At 35.5% G+C, this 26,658-nt stretch carries 27 protein-coding genes, 1 pseudogene and 1 CRISPR repeat array (1 of these 29 only partly in view); of the genes and pseudogenes, 14 read left to right on the forward strand and 14 right to left on the reverse strand.

What is annotated here, in order from left to right; translation table 11 throughout:
• Nucleotides 1-9: 9 nt before the first annotated feature.
• Entirely contained in the window at nucleotides 10-1,560 is a 1,551-nt protein-coding gene (locus SYN6308_RS18210; RefSeq protein WP_017295884.1) for an ABC transporter permease subunit, read from the reverse strand.
• A gap of 523 nt (nucleotides 1,561-2,083) precedes the next feature.
• Here SYN6308_RS18210 and SYN6308_RS18215 point away from each other — a divergent pair.
• The 3 genes from SYN6308_RS18215 to gltX all read left to right on the forward strand — a co-directional run bounded on the left by SYN6308_RS18215 (nucleotide 2,084) and on the right by gltX (nucleotide 4,791).
• Nucleotides 2,084-2,839 (forward strand): amino acid ABC transporter ATP-binding protein, encoded by a 756-nt coding sequence (locus SYN6308_RS18215; RefSeq protein WP_017295885.1) that lies wholly within the window; start codon nucleotides 2,084-2,086, stop codon nucleotides 2,837-2,839.
• A gap of 72 nt (nucleotides 2,840-2,911) precedes the next feature.
• A complete protein-coding gene (locus tag SYN6308_RS18220; protein ID WP_017295886.1) occupies nucleotides 2,912-3,214 on the forward strand; it encodes a hypothetical protein in 303 nt (100 codons plus the stop codon).
• Between the two features lie 140 nt (nucleotides 3,215-3,354).
• Entirely contained in the window at nucleotides 3,355-4,791 is a 1,437-nt protein-coding gene (gltX, locus tag SYN6308_RS18225; protein WP_017295887.1) for a glutamate--tRNA ligase, read from the forward strand.
• Nucleotides 4,792-4,889: 98 nt separating this feature from the next.
• On the opposite strand, the gene SYN6308_RS22975 is transcribed toward gltX, so the two are convergent.
• Entirely contained in the window at nucleotides 4,890-6,368 is a 1,479-nt protein-coding gene (locus SYN6308_RS22975; RefSeq protein WP_017295888.1) for a hypothetical protein, read from the reverse strand.
• A 242-nt stretch (nucleotides 6,369-6,610) separates the two neighbouring features.
• On the opposite strand from SYN6308_RS22975, the gene clpP reads away from it, so the two are divergent.
• The 3 genes from clpP to gatC all read left to right on the forward strand — a co-directional run bounded on the left by clpP (nucleotide 6,611) and on the right by gatC (nucleotide 8,276).
• Complete coding sequence (gene clpP / locus SYN6308_RS18235; protein ID WP_017295889.1) at nucleotides 6,611-7,195, forward strand: ATP-dependent Clp endopeptidase proteolytic subunit ClpP; 585 nt, start codon at nucleotides 6,611-6,613, stop codon at nucleotides 7,193-7,195.
• 166 nt (nucleotides 7,196-7,361) lie between these two features.
• Complete coding sequence (locus tag SYN6308_RS18240; protein WP_017295890.1) at nucleotides 7,362-7,883, forward strand: photosystem I assembly protein Ycf3; 522 nt, start codon at nucleotides 7,362-7,364, stop codon at nucleotides 7,881-7,883.
• Nucleotides 7,884-7,988: 105 nt separating this feature from the next.
• Nucleotides 7,989-8,276, forward strand: coding sequence for an Asp-tRNA(Asn)/Glu-tRNA(Gln) amidotransferase subunit GatC (gene gatC / locus SYN6308_RS18245; RefSeq protein WP_017295891.1), 288 nt, complete (start codon nucleotides 7,989-7,991; stop codon nucleotides 8,274-8,276).
• Nucleotides 8,277-8,348: 72 nt separating this feature from the next.
• Here the strand turns inward: gatC and SYN6308_RS18250 are convergent, their stop codons facing one another.
• Complete coding sequence (locus tag SYN6308_RS18250) at nucleotides 8,349-8,651, reverse strand: 30S ribosomal protein PSRP-3 (RefSeq protein ID WP_144051532.1); 303 nt, start codon at nucleotides 8,649-8,651, stop codon at nucleotides 8,349-8,351.
• Between the two features lie 198 nt (nucleotides 8,652-8,849).
• Between SYN6308_RS18250 and SYN6308_RS18255 the strand changes: the two genes are divergently transcribed.
• Complete coding sequence (locus SYN6308_RS18255; RefSeq protein ID WP_017295893.1) at nucleotides 8,850-9,593, forward strand: HAD family hydrolase; 744 nt, start codon at nucleotides 8,850-8,852, stop codon at nucleotides 9,591-9,593.
• Nucleotides 9,594-9,704: 111 nt separating this feature from the next.
• Here the strand turns inward: SYN6308_RS18255 and SYN6308_RS18260 are convergent, their stop codons facing one another.
• The 6 genes and pseudogenes from SYN6308_RS18260 to SYN6308_RS18280 all read right to left on the reverse strand — a co-directional run bounded on the left by SYN6308_RS18260 (nucleotide 9,705) and on the right by SYN6308_RS18280 (nucleotide 14,312).
• Complete coding sequence (locus SYN6308_RS18260) at nucleotides 9,705-10,325, reverse strand: exopolysaccharide biosynthesis protein (RefSeq protein ID WP_017295894.1); 621 nt, start codon at nucleotides 10,323-10,325, stop codon at nucleotides 9,705-9,707.
• 129 nt (nucleotides 10,326-10,454) lie between these two features.
• On the reverse strand, nucleotides 10,455-11,666 hold the full coding sequence (locus SYN6308_RS18265; protein ID WP_017295895.1) for an ATP phosphoribosyltransferase regulatory subunit: 1,212 nt from the start codon (nucleotides 11,664-11,666) through the stop codon (nucleotides 10,455-10,457).
• Nucleotides 11,667-11,711: 45 nt separating this feature from the next.
• Nucleotides 11,712-12,737, reverse strand: a complete 1,026-nt coding sequence (locus SYN6308_RS18270; protein WP_017295896.1) for a J domain-containing protein — start codon at nucleotides 12,735-12,737, stop codon at nucleotides 11,712-11,714.
• A gap of 100 nt (nucleotides 12,738-12,837) precedes the next feature.
• Nucleotides 12,838-12,954, reverse strand: a pseudogene (locus SYN6308_RS25660) (RNA-guided endonuclease InsQ/TnpB family protein); the annotation flags it as partial.
• Nucleotides 12,942-13,862: an SPFH domain-containing protein gene (locus SYN6308_RS22980; RefSeq protein ID WP_017295897.1), complete on the reverse strand. Its 921-nt coding sequence runs from the start codon at nucleotides 13,860-13,862 to the stop codon at nucleotides 12,942-12,944. The gene SYN6308_RS22980 and the pseudogene SYN6308_RS25660, both read right to left, overlap by 13 nt.
• Before the next feature lie 24 nt (nucleotides 13,863-13,886).
• Nucleotides 13,887-14,312: an NfeD family protein gene (locus SYN6308_RS18280; RefSeq protein WP_017295898.1), complete on the reverse strand. Its 426-nt coding sequence runs from the start codon at nucleotides 14,310-14,312 to the stop codon at nucleotides 13,887-13,889.
• Nucleotides 14,313-14,518: 206 nt separating this feature from the next.
• Here SYN6308_RS18280 and trpS point away from each other — a divergent pair, with 206 nt between their 5' ends.
• From trpS to pheA, 3 genes are all read left to right on the forward strand, one after another.
• Nucleotides 14,519-15,529: a tryptophan--tRNA ligase gene (gene trpS, locus SYN6308_RS18285; protein ID WP_017295899.1), complete on the forward strand. Its 1,011-nt coding sequence runs from the start codon at nucleotides 14,519-14,521 to the stop codon at nucleotides 15,527-15,529.
• 161 nt (nucleotides 15,530-15,690) lie between these two features.
• Entirely contained in the window at nucleotides 15,691-16,572 is an 882-nt protein-coding gene (locus SYN6308_RS18290) for a methylenetetrahydrofolate reductase (RefSeq protein WP_017295900.1), read from the forward strand.
• A gap of 59 nt (nucleotides 16,573-16,631) precedes the next feature.
• The gene (pheA, locus tag SYN6308_RS18295; RefSeq protein ID WP_017295901.1) at nucleotides 16,632-17,495 is read left to right on the forward strand and encodes a prephenate dehydratase; all 864 of its coding nucleotides are present in this window, start codon (nucleotides 16,632-16,634) and stop codon (nucleotides 17,493-17,495) included.
• 33 nt (nucleotides 17,496-17,528) lie between these two features.
• Here the strand turns inward: pheA and cobU are convergent, their stop codons facing one another.
• The 3 genes from cobU to SYN6308_RS18310 form a co-directional block, all read right to left on the reverse strand.
• Entirely contained in the window at nucleotides 17,529-18,080 is a 552-nt protein-coding gene (cobU, locus tag SYN6308_RS18300; protein WP_017295902.1) for a bifunctional adenosylcobinamide kinase/adenosylcobinamide-phosphate guanylyltransferase, read from the reverse strand.
• A complete protein-coding gene (locus tag SYN6308_RS18305) occupies nucleotides 18,077-18,370 on the reverse strand; it encodes a DUF2288 domain-containing protein (RefSeq protein WP_017295903.1) in 294 nt (97 codons plus the stop codon). Before SYN6308_RS18305 ends, cobU begins: the two co-directional genes overlap by 4 nt.
• A 106-nt stretch (nucleotides 18,371-18,476) precedes the next feature.
• On the reverse strand, nucleotides 18,477-19,133 hold the full coding sequence (locus tag SYN6308_RS18310) for a hypothetical protein (RefSeq protein ID WP_017295904.1): 657 nt from the start codon (nucleotides 19,131-19,133) through the stop codon (nucleotides 18,477-18,479).
• Between the two features lie 227 nt (nucleotides 19,134-19,360).
• Between SYN6308_RS18310 and SYN6308_RS18315 the strand changes: the two genes are divergently transcribed.
• Together SYN6308_RS18315 and SYN6308_RS18325 are read left to right on the forward strand one after the other, a co-directional pair.
• On the forward strand, nucleotides 19,361-19,858 hold the full coding sequence (locus tag SYN6308_RS18315) for a hypothetical protein (protein WP_017295905.1): 498 nt from the start codon (nucleotides 19,361-19,363) through the stop codon (nucleotides 19,856-19,858).
• 286 nt (nucleotides 19,859-20,144) lie between these two features.
• The gene (locus tag SYN6308_RS18325; RefSeq protein ID WP_017295907.1) at nucleotides 20,145-22,175 is read left to right on the forward strand and encodes an ABC1 kinase family protein; all 2,031 of its coding nucleotides are present in this window, start codon (nucleotides 20,145-20,147) and stop codon (nucleotides 22,173-22,175) included.
• 155 nt (nucleotides 22,176-22,330) lie between these two features.
• Here SYN6308_RS18325 and ribH read toward each other — a convergent pair whose 3' ends face one another.
• Together ribH and psbZ are read right to left on the reverse strand one after the other, a co-directional pair.
• Nucleotides 22,331-22,828: a 6,7-dimethyl-8-ribityllumazine synthase gene (ribH, locus tag SYN6308_RS18330; protein ID WP_017295908.1), complete on the reverse strand. Its 498-nt coding sequence runs from the start codon at nucleotides 22,826-22,828 to the stop codon at nucleotides 22,331-22,333.
• 125 nt (nucleotides 22,829-22,953) lie between these two features.
• The gene (psbZ, locus tag SYN6308_RS18335; protein ID WP_026102154.1) at nucleotides 22,954-23,142 is read right to left on the reverse strand and encodes a photosystem II reaction center protein PsbZ; all 189 of its coding nucleotides are present in this window, start codon (nucleotides 23,140-23,142) and stop codon (nucleotides 22,954-22,956) included.
• 249 nt (nucleotides 23,143-23,391) lie between these two features.
• On the opposite strand from psbZ, the gene SYN6308_RS18340 reads away from it, so the two are divergent.
• Nucleotides 23,392-24,357, forward strand: coding sequence for an NAD-dependent epimerase/dehydratase family protein (locus SYN6308_RS18340; protein WP_017295910.1), 966 nt, complete (start codon nucleotides 23,392-23,394; stop codon nucleotides 24,355-24,357).
• Nucleotides 24,358-24,504: 147 nt separating this feature from the next.
• Complete coding sequence (gene groL, locus SYN6308_RS18345) at nucleotides 24,505-26,178, forward strand: chaperonin GroEL (RefSeq protein ID WP_017295911.1); 1,674 nt, start codon at nucleotides 24,505-24,507, stop codon at nucleotides 26,176-26,178.
• Nucleotides 26,179-26,243: 65 nt separating this feature from the next.
• Nucleotides 26,244-26,658: a CRISPR direct-repeat array (repeat unit 37 nt; unit sequence GTTTCCGTCCCCTTACGGGGTAATGGTGGAGTTTAAC); it runs 1,036 nt beyond the window's last position.

The following is a 26,658-nucleotide window of genomic DNA, read 5'->3' on the forward strand; positions in this document are numbered from 1 at the left end:
GTCGTTACCTTATGTCAAATTGAGATTTTGGGAAGCACTTTTGCGCTTCGCTTGAGCGACGGGATTCATTTTTTGCTCTAACCATTTGAAAGCAAAAGAGGATAAAGTAGTTAAACATAGATAAACTAAAGCCACCGCAATATAAACTTGAAAGGCTTGAAAAGTACTAGCCACAATTAATTGCCCTTGTCGGAATAACTCCGCAAAACCGATAACGGCGACTAAACTGGTATCTTTAATCAAAGTGATAAACTCATTACCCAAGGGAGGCAAAACTCGGCGAAAGGCTTGGGGCATAATTACCTCTTTGAGAGTTTGTAATCGATTCATACCCAAGGCTTCACAGGCTTCCCATTGCCCTTTATCGATCGATTCTATGCCCCCTCGGATGATTTCTGCAAGATAGGCAGCTACATTTAAACTCAAAGCAATTACCGCCGCAGGAAAACGCTCTAAACTCCAATTTAAACCGATACCTTGAAAGAAGGCTGGAAGACCAAAATAAATAATGAACAGTTGTACTAACATCGGTGTACCTCGGAAAAATTCTACATAGATGCGTAAAATATTTTTCACAAAGGGATTATGGGAAATTAAACCAAAGGCGATAAATGAAGCACCAATGAAGCCAAAAAAGATGGAACAAGCGGTTAAAATCAGGGTGACAACTGCACCTTGGGGTAATCTTTGGATAAGTAAACTTAATACCGATTGACGATTACTATTATTAAGGGGATTCGTGGCGAAATCTGTGGAAGTAGTGCCGATTAAAGAAGGTGCAATTAAGGGCAAAACAAAAGGCTCACCTGCAAACCATTTTTGATAGATTTGGTTATAACTGCCGTTGCGTAAAATTTGAAACAACCCATAATTAAGCAACATTACTTTTTCGGAGTTGAAGGGTAAGGCAATGCCATAAAATTCTTCTGTGACTAATTCCCCCACTACTTTAACCCCTTGTAATCCTGCCTCTTTAATGGCAAACAGTGTCACGGGCGCATCGTTAACTACTGCGTCAACTTTTCCGTTAACCAATTCTTGTAAGGCTAAAACCACAGAATCAAAGGAAATTACTTGAGCATTAGGGATTTTATCCGCTTCCATCGCTCCTGTTGTGCCTATTTGTACAGCAATTTTAAGCCCTTTCAAGTCATCAAAATTTTTGATGGTATCATTATTTTCTTGCACTGCGATCGCCAATCCTGCCTTAAAATAAGGACTAGAAAAAGCTACGGTGCGCCCCCTTTCGGCAGTAATCGTCATGCCACTTATGGCTGCATCTAAAGAACCCGTTTGCAATGCTGGAATAATACCATCAAAGGGCATGGATTCAAATTGTACATCTAAACCAACTTCGTTACCGATGGCTTTCATTAAATCAATGTCAAAACCTTGTAATCCGCTACCGTCTTCTGAGGGCATTTCAAAGGGGGGAAAAGTTGGCTCTGTGCCTACTCTGAAAGGGATTGATTGACTTTGTGCCGATATAAAAGGGTTAAAAGTTGTAAAAATTATCGTAATAAAAGCAATTATTCCCAATATATAGCAATCAGGAATCATTTGTGAGAAATAAATTATTAGAAAAAATATCGAAGATACGACTAATCTTGCCTTTTGCCTTTTGCCTCTTGCCTTTGATGATAAGATAATTTTCACAACTCATAACTGACTGCTATAATGGGTTTGCTCGATCGATGACGAAGGTATTTAATCATTATTTTTAAGCATATTTATCGATAAAATCTCGGTTGCGTAGCGCCACTTTGCGATCGTGCAGTACCACTGAAGGTGATCTACAACTTTTTTTATTTAACTTAATCTTAAATATGACTGGCAAAATCGAGATAGTATGTTATCTAAAATACATTTTTTAAGGATTAAATTCAGTAACTTAAAATATATACTTAAAAGTCGCCTTATCGTCTTTTGATGAAGCTAGGAGACAGGAGATAAGAAAAATACTGAAAAATCAAGGTTTCGATCGAGAAAATATACCTTTGCTAAGTATAACTACAGTTACCTAAGTTCGATCGATTTTTTACCTAACACCTATTACCTAATACCTAATACCTAAAAAATAGTTATGTCTCAACCACAACCAGTTATTATCAGTGACAATTTACATAAAAGTTTTGAAGATTTAGAAGTATTAAAAGGGGTAAATGTAGCCTTGCATAAAGGGGATGTGGTATCAATAATTGGGCCTTCTGGTTGTGGCAAAACGACTTTTATTCGTTGCTTAAATCGTCTTGAAACCGTGACATCAGGAAGGTTAGAAGTGATGGGAGTGGAGATGTCAGCCCATAAAATTGGGGAAAAATCTCTCCGGCAATTAAGAAGTAAAGTAAGCATGGTTTTTCAACATTTTAATTTATTTCCTCATCTGACAGTTTTACAAAATTTGATGTTAGCGCCCCAAAAAGTTCTCAAAAAAACTACCCCAGAGGCAAAAGAAAAAGCCTTACATTACTTAGAAAAAGTAGGGTTATCTACTAAAGCTAATTTTTACCCTGAGCAACTTTCAGGAGGACAAAAACAAAGGGTGGCGATCGCACGAAGTTTATGTATGCAACCTGAAATAATCTTGTTTGATGAACCTACAAGCGCGCTCGATCCTGAATTGGTAGGGGAAGTGCTTTCTACTATGAAACAGTTGGCAGAAGAAGGTATGACGATGGTAGTTGTCACCCATGAAATGCAGTTTGCAAGGGAGGTTTCTAATTTGGTATTGTTTTTTAATGAGGGAATAATCGAAGACATGGGAAAACCTGATTATATTTTTTCTAATCCTAACAGCGATCGATTGAAAACATTTTTAAAACGGACTAATTCTTTTTAGTTAACTTTCGATAAATCACCTAAAATATTAGTTAAAATTAGGTTACTTTTTATTTGAAGAAAAAAAAATCAGTTGAAAAAAATACATATTGCTCTATCTACTCATAATTTAAAAGAAAGTATTGAAGACTATAGTCAACGTTTATCGGCACAACCAACCATAATAATTGAGGAAGAATATGCTTTATGGAAAACGGAAACAATGAATTTTTCCGTCAGACAAGATAAAAATATGGACAATGGGAGTTTAAGGCATTTAGGTTGGGAAGATGCCGAAGCCACTGAATTTAGTCAAGATATTGACGTTAACGGTATTTTATGGGAAAGATTTAATTCACAACATCAGTTAGATGAAATTAATGATTTGTGGAATTGACTAAAATTCACATCTTGATTTATCAATATTTCTCTTAGTCTCAAACGTCTTCTTGTCTTTTATCTTCATCAAAACACTATGAGACAACCCCTAATTAAGCTAAAATAAGAGGTTACATAAAATTATTATATAAATTAATCATGTCCGTTAGAGTTAGAATCGCACCGTCTCCTACAGGAAATTTACATATCGGTACAGCGCGCACAGCCGTATTTAACTACTTATTTGCTCGTCATCATCAAGGTACATTTATATTGAGAGTTGAAGATACTGATTTAGATCGATCGAAACCCGAATATACTGATAATATTAAATCTGGATTGACTTGGTTAGGGTTAAACTGGGATGAAGGACCTTTTTTTCAAACTGAGAGATTAGATTATTACCGTCAAGCTATCCAAACTTTACTGGATAAAGGGTTAGCTTATCCTTGTTATTGTACTTCCGAAGAATTGGAGGCAATGAGAGAAACCCAAAAAGCCCATAATCAAGCGCCTCGTTATGATAACCGTCATCGTAACTTATCGGCGGAGGAGATTGCCAATTTTGAAGCCGAAGGACGAAAACCCGTCATTAGATTTAAAATTGAAGATCATGAACAAATTATCTGGAATGATTTAATTAGGGGTAAAGTGTCATGGCAGGGAAGCGACTTAGGCGGTGACATGGTAATCGCGCGCACTCCTGAGAAAGATGCCGATACTTTTGGGCAACCATTATATAATTTAGCGGTAGTTGTCGATGATATTGATATGAATATTAGCCATGTGATTCGTGGAGAAGATCATATTGCTAATACTGCGAAACAAATCTTATTATATCAAGGATTAGGGCAAAAAGTGCCAGAATTTGCCCATACTCCCCTGATTTTGAACTCTGAAGGCAAAAAATTATCGAAACGTGATGGGGTGACTTCGATCGATGATTTTCGTAAAATGGGATTTATTGCCCCAGCCTTAGTTAATTATATGACGCTATTAGGATGGACTTCTCCTGACTCTGAAGAAATTTTTACCTTAGCAGAAGCATCAACAAAATTCAGTTTAGAAAGAGTAAATAAAGCAGGCGCAAAATTCGATTGGGATAAGCTAGATTGGTTAAATAGTCAATACTTACATAAAATGCCTTCCGAAGAATTGTTACCTTTATTAACTCCCTATTGGCAAGAGGCAGGTTATCAATTTAACGTTGATAATGATAAGGATTGGTTATTACAATTAACCGCTTTAATTGCACCTACTTTAACTCGTTTAACTGATAGTGTGAAGGAGGTAAAATTATTCTTTACTGATGGTATTAGTTTAGGGGAAGAAGCCCAAGAATTTTTAACTCAAGAGGGAGTAAAAGAGGTTTTACAACAGGTAATTAATGCCCATAAATCTGACTTGACTTCTGAGGAAGCTAATGGTATCATCAAACAAATTACTAAGGATTTAAAAGTGAAAAAAGGTTTAGTAATGCGATCGATCCGCTTAGGTTTAACAGGAGAGTTACATGGTCCTGATTTATTGCAAACATGGGTATTGTTAAATCAAAAAGGTATTGATATGACAAGGATTCGCTCGATCGTTTCTTAGATTTTTTATATAAGTTTGTAGTAAGCCTTTTAAGGCTTATTAATTAATGGCTAAAGCCATAACTACAAACTTTCTAATTAAACTTAATATTAGCTCTTTTAATTATGTTTAATTCCGAAAGTTTTTTTGACTTTAAACCAACTTTGACGTAGTTTCCAAAATTTACTACTTTCCATGGCTTCAATTTGTTGTTGTACAGTATTAATTTGATGATTTTTTTCCTCTAATTGTAGGTGTAAATCATTAATTTGATGATTTTTTTCATCTAATTGTTGTTGTAAATTGTAAATTTGATGATTTTTTTTACCTAATTGTTGTTGTAAATTGTAAATTTGATTGTTTTTTTCATCTAATTGTTGTTGTAAATTATTCATTTTTTTAGTTTTATCTTCAAAATGCCATTCTACGGCGTATAAATCATTATTTTTTTCGTCTAACTTTTGCTGTAAATCATTAATTTGTTTGGTTTTATCTTCAAAATGCCATTCTAAGAAATATAAACGATTATTTTTTTCTTGTTTTTCTAACTCTTTTTTCTCTTCTTCTAGCTTATAGTTTTGATACCAATTATAATAAGAATCGTCACTATTTTTTGTGTCAAAGGGATTGAGATATTTTTCTTGTAATTCTATATTTTCTCGATACAATAATCTTGCTTGTTTTTCGATTAATTCTCCATTGTCAAAATAATTATAAAAACAGGACATTTTACTATACTCTTTTTGTCCCATTTTTTCGCATTCTTCTTCATACCATTTTAATAAAGATTCGATCGAACTATTGATGAGATCATACTTTTGAGGCATAATACCCTGAGAGCTAGAAAAATGATAAAAACATAATGGTTGCTCATTAACCCATATTATATAATCAACATCTCCTGTGATGTGACGATTGCTCAGATTCCAATTAGCAACGTTATAACCCGAATGCCTTAAAATAGCTATATCAGAAAAGAAAGAAGGTACAAGATCGATCGATCGTTGATCAGTATATAAACCATTAGCAGGATCATCATAACAGAAATTAAGACAACGGGAAGACCACCACTGCAAAAACTTAATACCTTCCTGAGAATTTTTGACTCCTAAAAATCCTAAATTAAAAGTACCATATCGTAAAAAACAAATCTCATTATCAATCACCATTTCCTTAGTTTTTTCTGGTTCTAATTGATGGGGAGTAAGTAAAATACTGCTATGATTAAAATTGTCTAAAAGTTCATTTAATGGATAAAAAATTGCCATATCAGGATCAAAATAAATCACATTATCACAATTATAACGCTTAAATATTTCTAAAAATCCTAAACCTTTAACCGCAGTACACATTTCCACTAAATTATGTTTAAAAACCCATGATTTAAAATTAGGAATCGGTAATTGTTCGATCGAAATAATAGAATCAAAAGGCTCATTTTCTAAATTAATTTTATCACTAATTTCATCACATAAAATCACATGAAATGGTAAATTATGATGAAACTTTTTAAGAGAATTACCTAAAACTCTAGCTAAGGGAAGATAGTTGTTTGTACAACTGGTAAAAATATGTGTATTTTGAATATCTTGTAGCATAATAATGAATAATTAATAATGAATAATTAATAATGTTGCCCCCTTCAATAATTTAGAGTTCAATTCATTGAACGTCAAACCATTAGCCGTGCAATTTATTACACGGAGAGCTATTGATTAACACCTTAATTCTCGATTCTCCATTTTTCATTCTCATTCTCAATTCCCAATTCTCTGTTAATTATTGCCTATATTAGCTACAATCAAGATTATTAAGAATAGTCAAAAAATCGGAAATAAGAATGGTACCAACAGTTATTGAAACCTCTGGCAGAGGTGAGCGCGCTTTTGATATATACTCCCGTTTACTCAGAGAACGTATTGTCTTTTTAGGACAACAAGTAACTGATGAGTTAGCAAATTCTCTTGTGGCGCAACTGTTACTATTAGAAGCAGAAGATCCAGAAAAAGACATTTATCTTTACATCAACTCCCCCGGAGGCTCGGTATCCGCAGGATTAGGTATTTTTGATACCATGAATCAAATTAAACCAGATGTTTGCACTATTTGTGTGGGATTAGCCGCCAGTATGGGAGCTTTTTTATTGAGCGCTGGTGCGAAGGGTAAAAGAATGAGTTTACCTAATTCTAGGATTATGATCCATCAACCCTTGGGAGGGGCGCAAGGACAAGCTACAGACATCGAAATTCAAGCGAAAGAGATACTTTACCTCAAAAAACAACTAAATCATTATATGGCTTCCCATACAGGGCAAACTTTGGAAAAAATTGAACAGGATACCGAAAGAGATTTTTTTATGTCTTCCGAAGAAGCTAAAGATTACGGTTTAATTGATCAAGTAGTTATTCGCGCTCCCAAGCCTTAAGTAAAAAGTAAGAAGTAAAAAGTAAAAAGTAAAATAGAATTTATAGATGTTAATTCTGCATTCTCCTTGTCCGAAGCGAGGCAAGAAGCAATCTTGAAGTCTATAGTCAAAGCCCTTAACAACTATCAATTCTCAATTTTCAATTCTACATTCTCAATTCTAATATATGCCTAGATCACAAAGAAACGATAATTTTATTGATAAAACTTTTACCGTCATGGCGGATATTATTTTAAAAGTCCTTCCTATTGATGCTAAAGCAAAGGAGGCTTTTGTTTATTACCGTGATGGAATGTCTGCTCAAGCGGAGGGAGAATATGCGGAGGCTTTAGAAAATTATCAAGAAGCCTTGACATTAGAGGAAGACCCCAACGATCGAAGTGAGATATTTTACAATATGGGGTTAATTCATGCTAGTAATGGCAAGTTAGAAGAAGCCTTAGACTATTATCATCAGTCTTTAGAGTTAAATCCCCGTAAACCTTCTGTTTTAAACAATATTGCCGTGATTTACCATCATCAAGGGGAAAAATGTCGTCAAGATGGTGATGAGGATGGCGCTGAGGGTTTTTATGATAAAGCGGCGGAATATTGGAAACAAGCCATTAGAATTTCTCCCAATAGTTATTTAGAGGCTCAAAATTGGCTCAAAACTAGCGGTCGATCGGAAATGGATGTATTCTTTTAATAAGGGGAGGTGTTAGGTTTTAGGTATCAGGTTTTAGGTTTCAAGAATGAAAAATCTGATTTATTCAGCAAACCTAATGATTACGATTATTACTAATAAATAACTATGAGTTTAAGTAAAGAAGAAGTTAAAAAAGTAGCAAATCTAGCTCGTTTAGAAATTACGGAAAAGGAGGAGGAGGAGTTTGCACCGCAATTAAATGCAATTTTAGATTATTTTGAACAACTAAAAGAGTTGGATACTGAGAATGTACAACCTACCACAAGGGCGATCGAGGTTAGTAATATTACTCGTACGGATACTCAAGTCACCTATGAAGATAGGGAAAGTTTATTAAATTCTGCACCTGAAAGGGAAGATGATTTTTTCCGAGTACCGAAAATTTTAGGTTAAAGTTCGATCGAATCTATTAAAAAGAGGAAGATAGTATAAATTCCTTCTTCCTTCTTCCTTCGGTCGATCGAGTTAATTTGTACCTGCGAAAACCACAGAGGGGAATTTTTGCTGTGCTTGAAGCATACTGGTTACTCTACCTTTTTCTTGCCAGAAATTAATAACCTCTGTAGCTTGGTTAAGTAATTCAATTTTCTCATGATCAGTGATCCAATTTTTCTTGTCTAACTCGTCTTTTAATTCCTGCCAAGCATCGCTACGAGGCCAGAAATAATAAGCGGTTAAAGGACTTGTACCTTTGCTGATTACATAATCAACGGCTAAGGCTACGTCTTTGTCTAACCAAACTACTTTTAATACAAACCTAGAATCAATTTTTGTTTGAACGGCGGATTCCAATTAAACCTCCAAATAACAGTTTTAATACATAATAATTTGACATATCGATCGATTATAACCTAATATGTGCAAATATCTAGTTCGACAATAGAAAAATGATGAAGACGAGACAGAAGACAAGTGGACAAGTAGAAAAATTCCGAATACTTTTTTAAGAGAATGTGATTTCTTATCATGATTAATGTTATTTGTAAACAAAAGACTTTTAAAAATATAGAAGCGATTATATTTGACAAAGATGGCACATTAGCCGATTCTGAAAATTTTTTACGAGAATTAGCCTTAAAAAGAGCAAGATTAATTGATGCACAAATACCCGGTATTTATGAACCATTATTAATGGCTTTTGGAGTAGAAAATGACTATCTCAATCCGACTGGATTAATGGCGGTAGGCAGTAACAAAGAAAATCAAATTGTAGCGGCAGGTTATATTGCGGAAACAGGGAGAAGTTGGTTTGAATCCTTGTCGATCGCATCTGAATCCTTTAATAATGCAGAAAAATCCTTTCCTATTCGTGGTAAAACCTCCCCCATTTTTGCAGGAAGTCTTGAAGTATTGCAAGAATTAAAACAACAAGGATTAAAAATAGCAATTTTATCAGCAGATACCACCGAAGGAGTCAAAGAATTTGTGAAAACCCACGAATTAGATGACTATATCGATTTAATTATGGGGGTTGACAGTGGCTTATTTAAACCCGATCCTCGTTTATTCTTACAAGCCTGTGACATATTAAGGGTAAAACCAGAAAACAGCTTAATGATAGGGGATTCTCAAGGAGATATTTCTATGGCGAAAAATGCTCAAGCAGGGGGAGTTATCGGCATTTGTTGGAAATATCCCGAAGCGCCTCATTTACAAACGGCGGATGTAGTAATTTCTGATTTAGCACAATTACAATTAGAAATTAAATAATAAGTTCGTAGTAAGCCTTAAAAGGCTTATACAATGAAATGGCTAAAGCCATCACTACAAACTTTTTTTTTACGCCTTTGCGTCTTTGCGTGAGAAAAAAAGAAGCAATTGTTAATTGATTTGTTGTTTGATTAAATCAATAATACTTGAACCTCCCCAAATTGCCGCCAAAATAATGGATGTGGAAACAATACCTGCTAATAAACAGATGGTTAACCCTCCAAGGGTGATAAATCCATCGTCTTCTTGTAATCCAAACGCCGTGACAAAAATTCCCATAGCTGGGGCGGTGTTTGTACCCGGAATTGGTATCATCATAGATATTGCCATGAGTGCGATCGCAATTCCGATGACGATGCGCCCTCCTAAACTGGTACAAATAATGCTTAAACGAGGTTTAGTAATCGCTTCAATGCGTTTTAACCAAGGCAACCCCATTTTGACAAATTTTCGAGCGGTTTCTACATTCATCGCACCATTCATCATTTTTTTAGGCAACCAAGGAGTTGTTGCACCACCGATTAATTGTATTGCCAATAAAAATATCAAAATACCGAAGGGAATAGAATAACCGGGGGCGGGAATTGGTAAAGCCGAAGGTAATGATAAGATAAGCAATAAAAAACCAAAAATTCGCTCTCCTGCTAAGGTTAAAATTTCTGATAAAGTAACTTTTTCTCCTCTTTCTTCTTCAAAAAAATAACGATTTAATTCAACAGATAATTTTGCCATAAATTTATATAGTGAAACAGGGAGAAAATGAGTAATTAACTCTAATTTTTTATAATTAGAAAGTTTAGAAAATCGCCCCCTAACCCCCAAAGTTGGAGGAATTAAAGGGGGATTGTCTATAAATAATTTTTATAATTGTTCGATCGAAACTTGACCATTTTCATCAATCCAAGCTAAATTTAAAATACCTTCATTGTGGGCGTATTTTCTAATATCTTCAGCAGTACGAAATTCTAAGTCAATTTCGACTCTCACAAGGTTTTCACTACTTCTTAATTGTTGAGCATAATCAAATGCCTTTTTTGTGGAAGCAGAATTTTTCGGAATTACTAACCAATCGCTGGGGGGAGTTATTTTGGGTAAATTAGGAGTGTTTAATAAACAACTGTGTAAGTCTTCGATATTAAAAGAAAAACCGATACCCGGAGATGATTTTTTCTGGGGATGATAGAGGCTTAAAAGTTGATTATAACGCCCTCCTTGTGCCAATATATAAGGTTTATTATCTTTTAAACTGACAGCTGAAAAGGTTATTCCTGTATAATAATCAAAGGTTTGGATTAAACTTAAATCTAAAATTATTGGTAGCTTTTTATTGTTATTATGATTAACTAAATCTATTAAAGATTTTAAATGATTAACTGCGGATATTCCTTGTTCATCTAAGTCTAATTTGCTCACTTTTTCTAAGACTTCTAAAGGATTTCCTCTTAAATCAAATACTTGTAAAGCCTTCGTTTTTAATTCTGATTCTAAGGGTAAATTTTCAAGGGAAACTCGATCGAGATTAGCAATACATTTTAAGATTTCTGATTGCAAATTAACAGGAAAACCTTGTAATAAATTTCTGGTTAAACCCGCATCACCTAAGAGTAATTGCCAAGATTCTACTCCTAAAGATTGCAAACAATTTGCTAATAATAAGAGAATTTCACCATCAGCTAAAACTCCATCGGTGAATAATAACTCCACCCCAGCTTGATAAAATTCTAACTGTCTTCCATGATGCCCTTGGGGTGGATTACGAAAAACATTGGCACGATAACAAAGTCTTTGGATAGTTTGATTGGTAAGACGATTAACTGCCGCCCTAGCGATGGAAACCGTTAACTCTGGGCGCAATCCTAGTCGCCCTTCGGAGGTATTTTGTAACTGTATTACTGTCGAAGGGTCGATCGCCCCTCCAGCCATGAGAGTATCAACCCATTCAATAGTGGATGTGACAATTCTTTTATATCCCCAACGTTGAAATACGTCTTGAAGACGATCGTTTATCCAACTTTTTTGAGCGACTTCTAAGGGTAATAAATCTCTTGCGCCTGCGGGTGCTTGATGAATCATACTCGGATGGTGATTTGCATTATCGATGACGGATCATCGTTAATCCTACCATAAAGGAATACCAAAAATTTTCGGAGCTTCTTTTTTACCATCCTTAGATTTTTCCTTACCCTTATCCTTTGATTTATCAGGTGGTTTTCCTCCTCCCTTCGTGGGTTGACTTGATTTTGTCTTGCTTCCTTCTGTTGATTTATCTTTTTTATCTAACTCTTTGAGTTCTTTTTGTGCTTGAATAGCAACTGGATCACTACCATTAAGAGTCATTGCCTTATTTATATGAATTTTGGCATAGGTGGCATTATTTTGTTTGAGATACAAAGAACCTAGTAGTGCGTGAGCAGTACTACTACTAGAATCAATTTTGACGGCTTCCCTTAAATCAATAATACCTTGCTCATAATTTCCATCTTCTGCGTGTTGTTTAGCGGATTCAATCAATTTATCAAGACGAGAAACTTTCACTTTAGGAGCATTTTCTGACACGGGAGGATTATCGGTGTTGATAGGAGGAGTATTGTTTTGTGTTTGACTAATAGCACCCTCACTAGCAAAGATTTGAGATGGGCTAGATGCACTTTTAAAATTAGGATTTTTTTGACGCATCAAATAAACCATATTTAGTTCACTGATGAGAGAAATTTTAATGGATAATTTGTTTAAATCTTGATATTGTTCAGGGGCTAATTTTTCTAAAGTTTCAAGATAGATTTTATCTACGTTTCTTTCTTCTTCTAATAATTTTTTAGCTGTATCACTGCTAATAGTAATTTTATACTGATCTGAAGCTAATCTACGACTAATTTCTGAGAAGATAAGTTGGCATTCTTTCCTAAGATTGTCTTTGTATAAATTTTCATAGGCTGGATTAACTAATTTTGAAAGAATAGTACTGGCTTTTTTTTTCTCTTCTTCGGTTTCAGCTCGATTGGTGTCAGGATGAAGTTGATAGGCGATTTTGAGATAACGTAATCTAATCTCTTTCGGAGTTGCAGAAATGGGGACTCCTAGAATTGCATAATAGTCTTTAACATCATATTTGAATAAACCGTGTTTTAAGTCAGAAATAATCATTGTTACCTTACTCTCTCCCAAATAATTAAATTATACTTAAATATTTACCAGAATACCTTTTTGACACTCCCAACGTTAACCTTCTGGTGTACCAAAGAATTGATAATGACTTTTTAACTTTTCCACCACCGTTAGAAGAATCTTGGCTAGTATTGTGAGGGGGTATAGTTAACGTTATTTTCCCGTACTTATACCCAAAATATTCTAGCCCTTGCCTAAGCTATCTGTTTCCACGATCGAACCGATACCGTGTAGAGTAGAGACAATACTATTGGGATCAATAAATAAAACCTTACTGCTTTCGCTACTACCAATCACCTTACCCATTTCCAAATATTGTTGAGTCAAAAGAAATTGTAACGCCTTTTCGGCACTAGGATCACTCTTTACCTGATTAACAATAATATCTAAAGCCTCCGCCGTAGCTTGAGCTTGAAGAATCTGCTGTTGTTTTTTACCTTCAGCCTCTAAAATGGCAGCTTTTTTCATAGATTCCGCTTCTAAAAGTTTCGCTTCTGCCCTACCTTGTGCCGAATTTATCGCTGAGTCTCTTTCCCCTTCGGAGTTTAAAATAGAAGCCCGTTTTCTTCTTTCCGCCGTCATTTGCTGTTCCATAGACTGTTGTACTGCACTTGAAGGGGTAATATCTTTCAGCTCTACCCTTAACACTTTCACTCCCCAAGGGTCTGTAGCTATATCTAATTCTCTGAGAAGTATGTTGTTTATTTCACTACGAGCAACAAAAGTTTCATCTAATTCTAGCTTACCAATTTCCGCCCTAATTTGAGTTAAAACAAGGTTTTCCATGCCTAATTGTAAATCTTCAATTTTGTAATAGGCTTTTTCCATATCCACAATACGCCAATAAATCACCGCATCGACGCTTATAGAAACATTGTCTTTTGTAATACAAGATTGAGGTGGTACATCTAAAATTTTATCTCTAGTGGTATCTTTGTAAACAACCTTGTCTAAAAAAGGCATAATAAAATTCAATCCGGGTGTCAATTTCTTGTTATAACTACCCAATCTTTCTACTAAAAATTCATTTTTTTCATTAACAATTTTTACACTCCCAAAAACTGCTGAACCGGCTAAAAAAATTAGAATAAATAAACTTTCCATAATATTATTTTTTTGACTAAATTATTAAACAAATTTTTTTGGTAAAACCGATAAAATATTACCTTTCCTACTAACAATGTAAACGGCTTCTTCGGGGGGGATTTCAAGACTTTCATCACTACAAATAGCTGACCAAGAACTTCCCTCATACATGACTTGACCTATTTTACCCGGTTCGATCGAGCTAATAGTTATCGCCTCACTTTCTTCTAATAATAAGGTTTCTTTTTTGTTAGTCAAAACATATTTTTTAGTTAGAAAAATAAGCCCAACAGAAAACAGCATCCAAAGAATAATTAATACATTATCATAAGGAATAAATAAGGCAAAACCTGCCACTAAAATAGCACTTAAACCCATCATTAATTCCACAAAAGCTGTAGGAAAAATCAACTCCATGATACAAAAAATAGAGCCAATTATTAACCAAACTAATACGGGAGATAACATATATTATCGTTATTATTTAGGACTATCTATATTAATCATTATAACGATAGGAATATTAAATCAACTGTAAACTTTTCTTTCTCCAAATCTTGAGTCTGTTAACCCTAATTTGAGGGGAAATTGACTCATGATTATTCATTATTCATGATTAAATGGTATAATTCTCCCTTGGCATTATTGTTATATCTCATTTTGAAGCGAAAATCATGACGAAGAAGCGTGTCTTATCAGGAGTACAACCCACAGGAAATTTACACATCGGCAATTATTTGGGAGCGATTCGTAACTGGGTGGAATTACAACCTAATTATGATAACTTTTTCTGTGTCGTTGATTTACACGCTATTACTGTACCCCATAATCCCGCTACTTTAACACAAAATACTTATACGATCGCCGCCTTATATTTAGCTTGTGGTATCGACTTAAATCACTCAACCATTTTTGTGCAATCTCATATTAGCGCCCATAGTGAACTAACATGGTTATTAAACTGTGTCACTCCTTTAAACTGGTTAGAACGGATGATCCAATTTAAGGAAAAAGCCGTTAAACAAGGGGAAAATGTCAGCGTTGGGTTGTTAGACTATCCCGTTTTAATGGCTGCTGATATATTATTATACGATGCGGATCAAGTGCCAGTAGGGGAAGATCAAAAACAACATTTAGAGTTAACTAGAGATATAGCTATTCGTGTTAATGATAAATTCGGTAGTGAGGAAAAGCCCATATTAAAAGTACCCGAACCCTTAATACGCAAGGAAGGTGCTAGAATAATGAGTCTTGCTGATGGTACGAAAAAAATGTCTAAGTCTGATCCTTCAGAGTTGAGTAGGATTAACTTATTAGATAGCCCCGATGAGATTAAGAAAAAGATTAAGAAATGTAAAACTGATCCTATCATGGGTTTAACCTTTTCGATCGATCGACCTGAGTGCAATAATTTATTAGGGTTGTATGGTATTTTTACAGGGAAAACTAAAGAAGAAGTTACCGCCGAATGTAGTGATATGGGGTGGGGTAAATTTAAACCTTTGTTAACGGATGCGACGATCGAAGCCTTGACTCCTATTCAAACTAAATATAATGAGATTATGACAGAAAAGGGATATTTAGATCAAGTATTAAAAGAGGGTAAAGAAAAAGCGGAAAGTGTCGCCAATGTAACCCTGCAACGAGTTAAGGATGCGCTTGGTTATCTAAGAATTAAGAATTAAGAATTAAGAATTAAGAATTAAGAATTAAGAATTGAAGGAGTTAATCAATAACCCACCGTGTAATGAATTACACGGACAACATTATCCCGTTCAATAAATTGAACTCAAAATTCCTCATTACCTAACCTCATCAGAAAACTTTTTCATCAACCTAATTAATTATGATAAGCCATTTTCAAAAAGCGATCGAGCATAAAGAATTTTTAATCACGGCAGAAATTACTCCCCCCAAGGGAGGCAACCCGGAAAGAATGCTAGAAGTGGCACAACTGTTGAAAAATCGTGTCCATGCTGTGAATATTACTGATGGTAGTCGTGCTGTACTTAGGATGTCTTCGATCGCATCTTGTTATTTATTATTACAAAGAGGAATTGAGCCTATTTGTCAAGTAACAGGGAGAGATAGAAATTCTATTGGAATACAAGGGGATTTAATGGGGGCTTATAGTTTAGGAATTAGAAACATTTTAGCCTTAACAGGTGATCCCATTAAGGCGGGAGATCATCCCCAAGCAAAAGCAGTTTTTGAACTAGAATCCGTCAGATTATTAAAGTTAATTGAAAAATTAAATGATGGTTTTGATATTAATAATAAAGCCTTAACTGATGGTAATTTAGACTTATTTGCTGGAGGAGCAGTTGATCCTCAATCTAAGAGTTTATCAGGGTTACAGCGTCGTTTTGAAGCAAAAATTAACGCAGGAGCAAAATTTTTTCAAAGTCAATTAATCACCGATTTTGATAAATTGGATAAGTTTATGAATCAGATTGCCCTAGGGTTCGATCGACCTATTTTAGCAGGAATTTTCTTATTAAAAAGTGCAAAAAATGCTTTATTTATTAATAAAAATGTGCCAGGGGTAGAGATACCAGAACATATAATTAAAAGACTAGAAAAAGCGGAAAAACCCTTAGAAGAAGGCATGAAAATTGCTGCCGAGCAAATTAATTTGGCTAGAGATATTTGTCAGGGGGTACATTTAATGGCGGTGAAAAAAGAGGAGTTAATTCCCCAAATTTTAGACTTGGCAAATAAGGGTTAAAACCCTCACTACGAACATGATATAATTTTTGGCAAATATCACCAGTTTATCCCTTAAATATGACAAAAATTATCGCTCATTTAGGTCCTAATGGTACTTATTCCGAAGTTGCTAGTCTGTGTTATGTGCAGTATTTACAAGAGAAAGAAGGTATAGAATCACAGTTAATTCCTATTCCTAGTATCTCTCAAACTTTGCGCACTTTAGCACAGGGAAAGGCTGATTTGGCGATCGTACCTGTAGAAAACTCCATAGAAGGCACAGTGGCGATAACTCTCGATACCCTTTGGGAATTGGAAGGGTTGCATATTAAACAGGGTATAACCATCCCCATTGTACATAATTTGTTATCGAAAGCTCGATCGAACTCAGACATAAAAACCGTTTATTCTCATCCCCAAGCCTTAGCGCAATGTCAGAAGTGGCTAGAAAATAATCTTCCCCAAGCGGTGTTAATTCCGTCTAACTCCACCACGGAAGCCTTACACCATCTCAGTCATGAGTCTTCTTCTGGTGCGATCGCATCTTCGAGGGCGGCTCATTTATATGATTTACCCATCAAAGAAAAAAACATTAATGATTACCCTGATAATTGTACCCGTTTTTGGGTGGTAAGTAGAGAAGAATGCCATCACGGGGATTATGTGTCTTTAGGATTTTCTTTTCAGGCAAATATTCCGGGGGTTTTGGTAAAACCGTTACAGATTTTTGCCGATAAACAGATAAACTTAACTAAGATCGAATCAAGACCAACTAAACGATCGTTAGGGGAGTATTTATTTTTTGTGGATTTAGCAGGAGATGTGTCTCAATTTGCCATTAAATCAGCGTTACAAGAGTTAGCAACGGTGACTAAAAATTTAAAAGTGTTAGGTAATTATGACATCATGACGATCGATCGTCAAGAATTAAGTCAATTTTAACAACACCATGAGCGTAAGTTTGTAGTGAGGGTTTTAACCCTTATTTTTTGTGTTTAATTTAACGCCAATTTGACTAACATCCACAGCATAACCGCCGATGGTGAGATAGACTTTATTCGCATCCATACCTATAACACGGGTAAGTTTTCCTAGACGACTACGAAATAATCGCCCTAATTCATAGGCAGGTATCACACCCCATCCTGTTTCTTCTGCCACGATAATAATTTGACAGCTACTATTTTTTAAGCTCGATCGAAACTTATTTATTTCTTCTTGCCAGAGTAATTCATCTTTGTCTAACCAATTAGCTACCCATGTACCCAGAGAATCGATTAAGATACATTTATCATCCTTTATTTGTGCGATCGAATCTCCTAAAAACAAAGGAATTTCAAGATTTTGCCAAATTTTTGGTCTTCTGGCTTGATGTGCTAATATTTTTTGTGTCCATTCTTCATCAGCCTCATTTTTCATCGCTGTAGCAATATAAATCACTGGTTTTTTACTTTGAATAGCTAGAGATTCTCCCCATTCACTTTTACCAGAATTTGCTCCTCCAGTAATTAAAATAACCTCCCTCATGAAGCTAAAGGGGAAATTAAGACAAAGGGTTTTACTATAATAGTATTAAACTTGTTTGTTTCATCTTGATTCCATAAACTTAATTGTTGTGCCGTTGGTTTCTGAATTAATTGCTCACTTATCCACCGTTGCACTAATTCAGTTTTATCTTCGGCTATGGCGTACCCTACTTCAATTAAGTCTAAATTTCGATCGACTACGATAATAGCATCTCGTTGGGCATGGGGAATTAAATCTTTCCAATCCATCGGTGCTACTTGTTCTTGTAATTGAGCTTTTAAATCTGACATGAAAAAATAATCATTGAAAATTCACTATTCATTATCAAATGTTCATTGTTAATTGTCAACTCTTGTGCGCTACCTTGATCAAAAATTTTTTCGTATATTTTAATTCTCAATAACGAGCATAAATCTTCATTAATTGTAAGCGCAAATCTAAGAAAATATCTCGACGAATATAAGGATAATCTCCTAACCACAGTTTATGACGAGGCAGATAAACATCGGTGATTTGTGCGATATTCATAAAATCAGGATCATTAGATAATAATAACCCTTCTACGGCTTGACCTCGATCGACTACTTTATGAATCCGTTGTCTGGGAGTAGTAATCGTTGCTCGAAATCCGCTTTTATCCCCTATCTCAATATTAAACAGTTTACGGCGATTTTCTACAATAATAGCCCTACCTAGTCGATCGATCGCCGATTCTTCCTTGACTAATTCTTCCGTCAAATAAACATCTAAAACTTTGCCACGCCAAAAACTAAGATAACGATAACGGCGAAATTTGCCATTGCGAACACTTGCCCAATATATCGGACTCCATAACCAATATAACCCCGCAATCATCCTAAATATTAAAGACACATTATCACCTGATCGACCAAAAAATGATCCCAAAAGCCAAAAAAATAAAATTCCCACAAAGGAAATAAACAAATTCTTTAAAAGTGTCGCAAAATTTGCCCAATAATAACCATATTGACTTCCCGTTGCTATAGGCGGAATCAAGTCGTTAATAGCTTCTTGTTTTAGTGGAATTAACATATATTACTAGGGAGTAAGAACTTAACATTTTACCATTAATTCTATTATTTACAGGCGAGACAAAAACAGATGTCGTGAGAGAGTTTATTCCTTCTCTTAAATATCCTGAAAACCAATGGGGATGAATTACCGACTACGACTCTAAAGAGGGATGAGGTATTCTTACGCCCATTTTGATAAGATAAGAAACATTATCCATTATTTCCTGAGCAATTATTATTTTTACGATGAATTATTTAATCGCAGTTTTGTCCGATCGAATTCAAGCAGAAGAAGCCTATACTATTTTAGAAAAAGGAGGAATCTCTCTTAATAAATTATCCATTGTGGGAAAAGGTTATAAAAACATTTCTGATTTTAGTTTTCTCGATCGAAGTGGACAAGGACGCAAAAATGCTATAAGAATGGCTTATTGGTTAATTCCCTTCGGTTTTTTCGGCGGTTTTACTTTTGATGCCATTACTACCATTGACACTTTTGGGTGGGCAGGTGTCCCATTCAATCATATCATAGGGGGTATTTTGGGGGCGATCGGCGGAGCAATGGGCAGTTTTTTTGTGGGGGGTAGTGGCTTTTTAGAAAATAGTGGCGACACGATTCCTTTTCTTAATCGTGTTAAAGCAGGAAAATATCTCCTGATTATTCAAGGGGATGAATCTATGGTGAATAAAGGTAAAACCATGTTACGAGGTTTTAAGTTTGAAAGTATGGAAACCTACCAATAAAAATTAAGAATTAAGAATTAAGAATTAAGAATTAATATTCTTCTGAAGGTCATAATTTGATGTTATAAAAAATTATTCCCTATTGCCCATTCCTTACTCTAATCGATCGAGATGATAAAGCAATCCTCAAGGGAGATGAATATTCAAGAAATGAATATTAAAAAATCTAAAGATATTGTTACAATAGTTAACAAACTGATGGTTGAGAAAGAATAATTATTTATGATTTTCAATCATTATGTTTATATACATTGTTAAAAATCAATAGATAATATTAAGTAAATTCATGACTCAAACCATTACACCCACAGAAATTAGTGAAAATGCCGAGAATATTATCAACGTTCACTCTCAACCAGTGGTAATACCGAAAAAACATCAAGAAGATATTGGGCCAATTAGTGATATGTCTCCTGATAGTTGGCGTTATCATCCTGATCTGATCATAGAGTATTATAACAAACGATCGATCCAAGTTTTTAATCGACTGTTGAATATTATTTTTCCCGTGTTGGGGTTAATATTTGATAATTGGTGGGATTCTCTGTGGGGTAATTCGGCAAAAAATGAGTCAAAAAGAGCGGTTAAACTGAAAAAAGTATTAACGAAGTTGGGACCAGCTTACATTAAAATCGGTCAGGCTTTGTCCACTCGCCCTGATTTAGTATCCCCTGCCTATCTCGAAGAATTAACCACATTACAAGATCAATTACCGCCTTTTCCTAACGACATCGCCTATCAATTTATTACGGAAGAATTAGGGGCAACTCCCGATCAAGTTTACGCTGAAATTTCGGAAAATCCCATTGCGGCGGCTTCTTTAGGACAAGTGTATCGGGGGCGACTCAAAACAGGAGAAGAAGTCGCTATTAAAGTTCAACGCCCTGATTTAGTGAGACGCATCACCCTTGATATTTATATTATGCGATCGATCTCTGGTTGGGTTAAGCAAAATGTCAAACGTGTTCGATCGGACTTAGTCGCCATTACCGATGAATTAGCAGAGCGCATTTTTGAAGAAATGAACTACCTTCAAGAAGGCAAAAACGCAGCTAAATTTAAAGAATTGTATGGGCATATCGAGGAAATTTATGTGCCAAAAATCTATTGGGAATACACTGGCAGAAGGGTGTTAACCATGGAATGGATTAACGGCACAAAATTAACGGAAATTGAGGAAATTCAAGCCCAAGGCATCGAAGCTACTCACTTAGTAGAAGTGGGAGTGCAATGTTCTTTACGACAATTACTAGAACATGGGTTCTTCCATGCTGATCCCCATCCGGGTAACTTATTAGCAATGCCAGACGGGCGATTAGCTTATCTCGATTTTGGCATGATGAGTACGATTTTACCCTATCAACGCTATGGATTAATTGAAGCCATCGTTCACCTCGTAAATCGTGATTTTGAGGCTTTAGCTCAAGATTATGTCAAATTAGACTTTTTAACTCCCGATACTGACTTAAAACCAATTATACCAGCCTTAACAAACGTTTTTAATAATGCCTTGGGAGCTAGTGTAGCTGAGTTGAACTTTAAAAAAATCACTGATGAAATGTCGGCGATGATGTATGAGTTTCCCTTTCGAGTACCTGCTTATTATGCTTTAATTATTCGATCGATGGTGACATTAGAAGGTATTGCCATTAATATTGATCCGAATTTCAAAGTATTAAGTAAAGCCTATCCCTATGTTGCCAAAAGATTGTTAACAGATCAATCCCAAGAATTGCGTAATTCTCTCAAGGATTTGTTATTTAAAGATGGTAGTTTCCGTTGGAATCGCTTAGAAAACTTATTAAGAAATGCGAAAGATTCTCCTGATTATGATTTCGATCGAGTTATAAATCAAGGAGTCGATTATTTATTTTCTGAAAGAGGAGAATTTATCAGAGATAGATTAGCAAATGAAATCATCAATTCTTTGGATCATTTTGGTCAAAAAACATGGTTAAATATTTCTACTGCCGTTAGACAAACTTTAGGCTTAGAAACCCTTAATTCCACTGTTAATAATAATGGCAATGGTAAAGGTGTAATCAATGAAGAATCGATCGAACATTTAACCAACATTCTGCAAATTTTACAGGAAACAGACGGTTATGATCCTTTTAAATTAATTCCCATTATCACCAATATTTTACAAAACAGTGAAACCCAAAAATTAGGACAAAAAATAGCAGGAGGATTAGCCCAAAAAGCTACTGCTAGAATGATTCGCAGTATTTTATTAGACTCAAATAATCAGAATGGTAACAGTAACAATGGCTATAAATCTAATCCTAAATTATCTTTACCATCTGCCGTAAAATAATTAACAATTAACAATTAATAATTAACACCGATAACAAAAAAGACTGTCCGAAGCGAGGTACGAAGCAATCTTAACAGCCTTAATTTTTGTTGTAAATCAAGTAGATAAGTACTATATTTTGTATCTTATCTGTCTGATTGCTTTCATGGAAAAATTTATGATTCACGGATGGTAACATTAATTTGTTTCATTAAAGTAGCCATTTCGATCGCATTCATGGCATAACCCCAACCGTGATTACTTTTAATTCCCGCTCTTTCTAAGGCTTGTTGCATGGTATCTGTAGTTAAAATACCAAATACGATGGGAACTCCCGTTTGTAATCCTACCGAAGCAATACCTTTAGCCGCTTCATTGCAAACATAGTCAAAATGAGGAGTATCACCCTTAATGACAGCACCTAAACAGATAATGGCATCATAACACCCCGTTAAAGCCAATTTTCGAGCAACTAAAGGCACTTCAAAACTACCCGGTACCCACGCATAATCAACTTGACTACCTTCTGGGTTAATATCGATACCGTGTCTTTTTAAACAATCCTGACAACCCGCTAAAAGTTTATTGGTGATTAAATCATTGAAACGCCCAATCACTAAAGCAAAACGAAGACTTGATATATCTTGATTAAAATTTCCTTCAAAAACTGCCATGTATTCTAATAAATATTTTATTTCTAATAATGTGGTGAGCAAAAATACTGATAATCTTTTTTGAACTTTTGCCCACCTCGATAAATCTCAAAATTGAGTATTAATATTTGTTAACAAAAAGTTTTTTAAACTACTAAAAAGTTTAAGACGGCTACTGCTACCACTAAAATAAGCCATAATCCAGAACCTAAATACAGTAAAGACTTAGACTGTTCCCAATTTTGGGGTGACGCATAGGCAACGGGTACATATACGATCATCACAAAAGAGAAAAAGACTAAAGCGGTTAACAGTAATTGGAATAATATTGACATTTTCTGTAATCTCCCAAAAATATATTATTTTATTAAGTGAACTTTCTTTGATTAGTTTATGCTAATTTGTACCTTTGTGATTAATTAAATTAACTGATCAGATAACTTTCGATTTTACGACAATAAAAATGTATATAAAATGTCATAACAATAACCTTCATCCTATCTCCATACTTACACTAATCAAATAGTTATAGTATTAATTGGAAGATAATCGATCGAACTTTTAATAATAAAATTTAGTAAATTATGACGGCAATTTTAATCACCGGTGCAACAGGATTTGTAGGACAAGTTCTTTGTCAACATTTAATAAAAAATAATGATCAGGTGTATGCTACTATTAGAAATATTAATAGTCGTGAAAAATTGCCTAGAGAAATTAATACTATTCCTATTAATTCTATTACAGAATCTTTACCCTCTGAATCACTGGAAAAAATAGAAGTGATGATATATTTAGCGGCAAGAGTGCATCAAATGAACGATCGATCTCCATCAGCCATTGAAGCCTATCGGGAAATTAATACCTATGCCCCTATATCTTTAGCTAAAGATGCTATTAAAAATGGAGTAAAACGGTTTATTTATCTTAGTTCCATAAAAGTAAATGGAGAAGGCACTGTTAATACACCCTATAAAGAAGATGATATAGTAAATCCTATGGATCCTTATGGACAAAGTAAATGGGAAGCCGAACAAGAATTATTCAAACTAGCTCAAGAGACAGATTTAGAAGTTGTTATTATTCGTCCTCCCCTTATTTATGGTGCGCAAGTTAAAGCTAATTTTTTACAATTAATGAAAATTATTGATAAAGGTTTACCCCTTCCCCTTGGTGCAATTAATAACTCTCGTAGTCTTGTTTATGTTGGTAACTTAATTGATGCCATCCTCACCTCCATTCATCACCCCAACGCCAAAAATCAAACCTTTATTGTCAGTGACGGAGAAGACTTATCAACTCCCGAATTAATTAGACGCATCGGCAAAGCGATGGATAAATCACCCTTACTATTGCCCTTTCCTCCCAATCTCTTAAAATTAGGAACAAAATTACTAGGAAAAGGAGATGTGGGCGATCGACTTTTAGGCTCATTACAAGTTGATAGTAGTAAAATCAGAAAAACGTTAAATTGGACTCCTCCTTATACCCTCGATGAAGGTTTAAAAGTAACAGCCGATTGGTTTAAAAACTCCAGAAAAGATATTTAACCTATTTGTCTTCCCCCTCTCCCCCTCCTCCACCTGTCACCCCCATGTACCCACAGTGTTTCAAGGTACTGATAACCGTATTAGCACTCAGTCCCTAAGAGTGCTAAATTTATATATGGTGAATCAATATATTAAATTAAAATATATATGTCTAAGATCGTATCATTTAAAGAAGAATCCAGAAGATATTTAGAACAAGGTGTTAATGCTTTAGCAAATGCTGTTAAAGTAACTTTAGGACCTAAAGGTAGAAATGTTTTATTAGAAAAGAAATTTGGTGCGCCTGAAATCGTCAAAGATGGTGTTAGTGTTGCCAAAGAGATTGAATTAGAAAACCCTTTACAAAATGCAGGGGCAAGATTAGTTAGAGAAGTTGCTTCTAAAACTAAGGACATCGCAGGAGACGGTACAACTACCGCTACGGTTATCGCTCAAGCTATGATTCACGAAGGCTTGAAAAACGTTACAGCAGGGGCTAATCCTGTGGCTTTACGTCGTGGTATTGATAAGGCTGTAGCTTTCTTAATCAAGGAAATCGGCATTATTGCTCAACCCGTACAAGGTGATGCTATTAGTCAAGTTGCTACGGTTTCAGCAGGTAATGATGAAGAAATCGGCAAAATGATTGCTTTAGCTATGGATAAAGTTACCAAAGATGGTGTTATAACCGTTGAGGAGTCGAAATCTTTAGCCACTGAGTTAGAAGTAGTGGAAGGTATGCAGATCGATCGAGGTTATGTATCCCCTTACTTTATCACGGATCAAGAAAAGCAAATTGTCGAGTTTGAAAATCCTCTTATCCTTGTCACCGATAAAAAAATTAGTGCTATTGCTGACTTAGTGCCAGTATTAGAGAATGTAGCACGTTCTGCTCGTCCTTTATTAATTATCGCCGAAGATGTCGATGGAGAAGCCTTAGCAACTTTGGTTGTTAACAAAGCCAGAGGGGTTTTAAATGTAGCCGCTATCAAAGCTCCTAGTTTTGGCGATCGCAGAAAAGCCGCTTTAGAAGATATTGCCATCTTAACAGGAGGACGAGTCATTTCTGAGGACATCGGTTTAAGTCTTGATACCGTCACCCTCGATATGTTAGGTAAGGCTCGTAAAATTACGATCGAAAAAGATAACACTACGATCGTCGCTGATAGTGGCAACACTGCCGATGTACAAAAAAGAGTTGCTCAAATTCGCAAACAATTAGCAGAAACTGACTCTGATTATGACGCAGAAAAATTACAAGAGCGTATCGCTAAATTAGCTGGTGGTGTCGCCGTTATCAAAGTAGGTGCGGCTACGGAAACCGAATTAAAAGAGCGTAAATTACGCATTGAAGATGCTTTAAACGCTACCAAAGCGGCAGTTGATGAAGGCATTGTCCCCGGTGGTGGTGCTACTTTAATTCACTTATGTTCTAAATTAGCAACCTTTAAAGATACCCTCACCATTGAAGAAGAAAGAATTGGTGCTGAAATTGTCATGAAGTCGATCGAAGCTCCTTTACGTCAAATCGCCAATAATTCTGGTGTGGAAGGCTCAGTAGTTGTCGAAAAAGTCAGAGAATCCAGTGTTAACATTGGTTATAATGCCTTAACTAATGAGTATCAAGACTTAATTCAAGCGGGAATTATTGATCCTGCTAAAGTTGTACGCATTTCCTTACAAAATGCAGGTTCGATCGCAGGTTTAGTCATCACTACCGAAGCCTTAGTGGTAGAAAAACCCCAACCCGAAGCAGCCGCGCCCGATATGAGTGGCATGGGCGGTATGGGTGGTATGGGTGGCATGGGTGGCATGGGAATGCCCGGCATGGGAATGATGTAATCCATATTTGTAGGGTGGGCATTGCCCACCTTTTTTATTTTCGGATGCAACCTCAGTCTTGACAGATTTACGTCCCCTTACGGGGTAAAGATAGAGTTTAACCCCAAAAAGGATCAAAGAGCATTTATACTCATTACCTACAGAGAGTTTCCGTCCCCTTACGGGGTAATGGTGGAGTTTAACATGAAGAGGATTCTTGCTATGTCTTCTATGGTGACAAGTTTCCGTCCCCTTACGGGGTAATGGTGGAGTTTAACCTATGACCAATTAGCACAAGAATCCCTAATCCCTACTGCAAGGTTTCCGTCCCCTTACGGGGTAATGGTGGAGTTTAACGGAGCTAAGTGCAGAGTTTGGGTTAACACCTTCTCGAGTTTCCGTCCCCTTACGGGGTAATGGTGGAGTTTAACGAATCATTCTATTTCGCTCTTGCCCTTGAAGAAAATGTTTCCGTCCCCTTACGGGGTAATGGTGGAGTTT

Origin of the sequence: Geminocystis herdmanii PCC 6308 (assembly GCF_000332235.1) — a bacterium.
GTDB classification, from domain to species: domain Bacteria; phylum Cyanobacteriota; class Cyanobacteriia; order Cyanobacteriales; family Cyanobacteriaceae; genus Geminocystis; species Geminocystis herdmanii.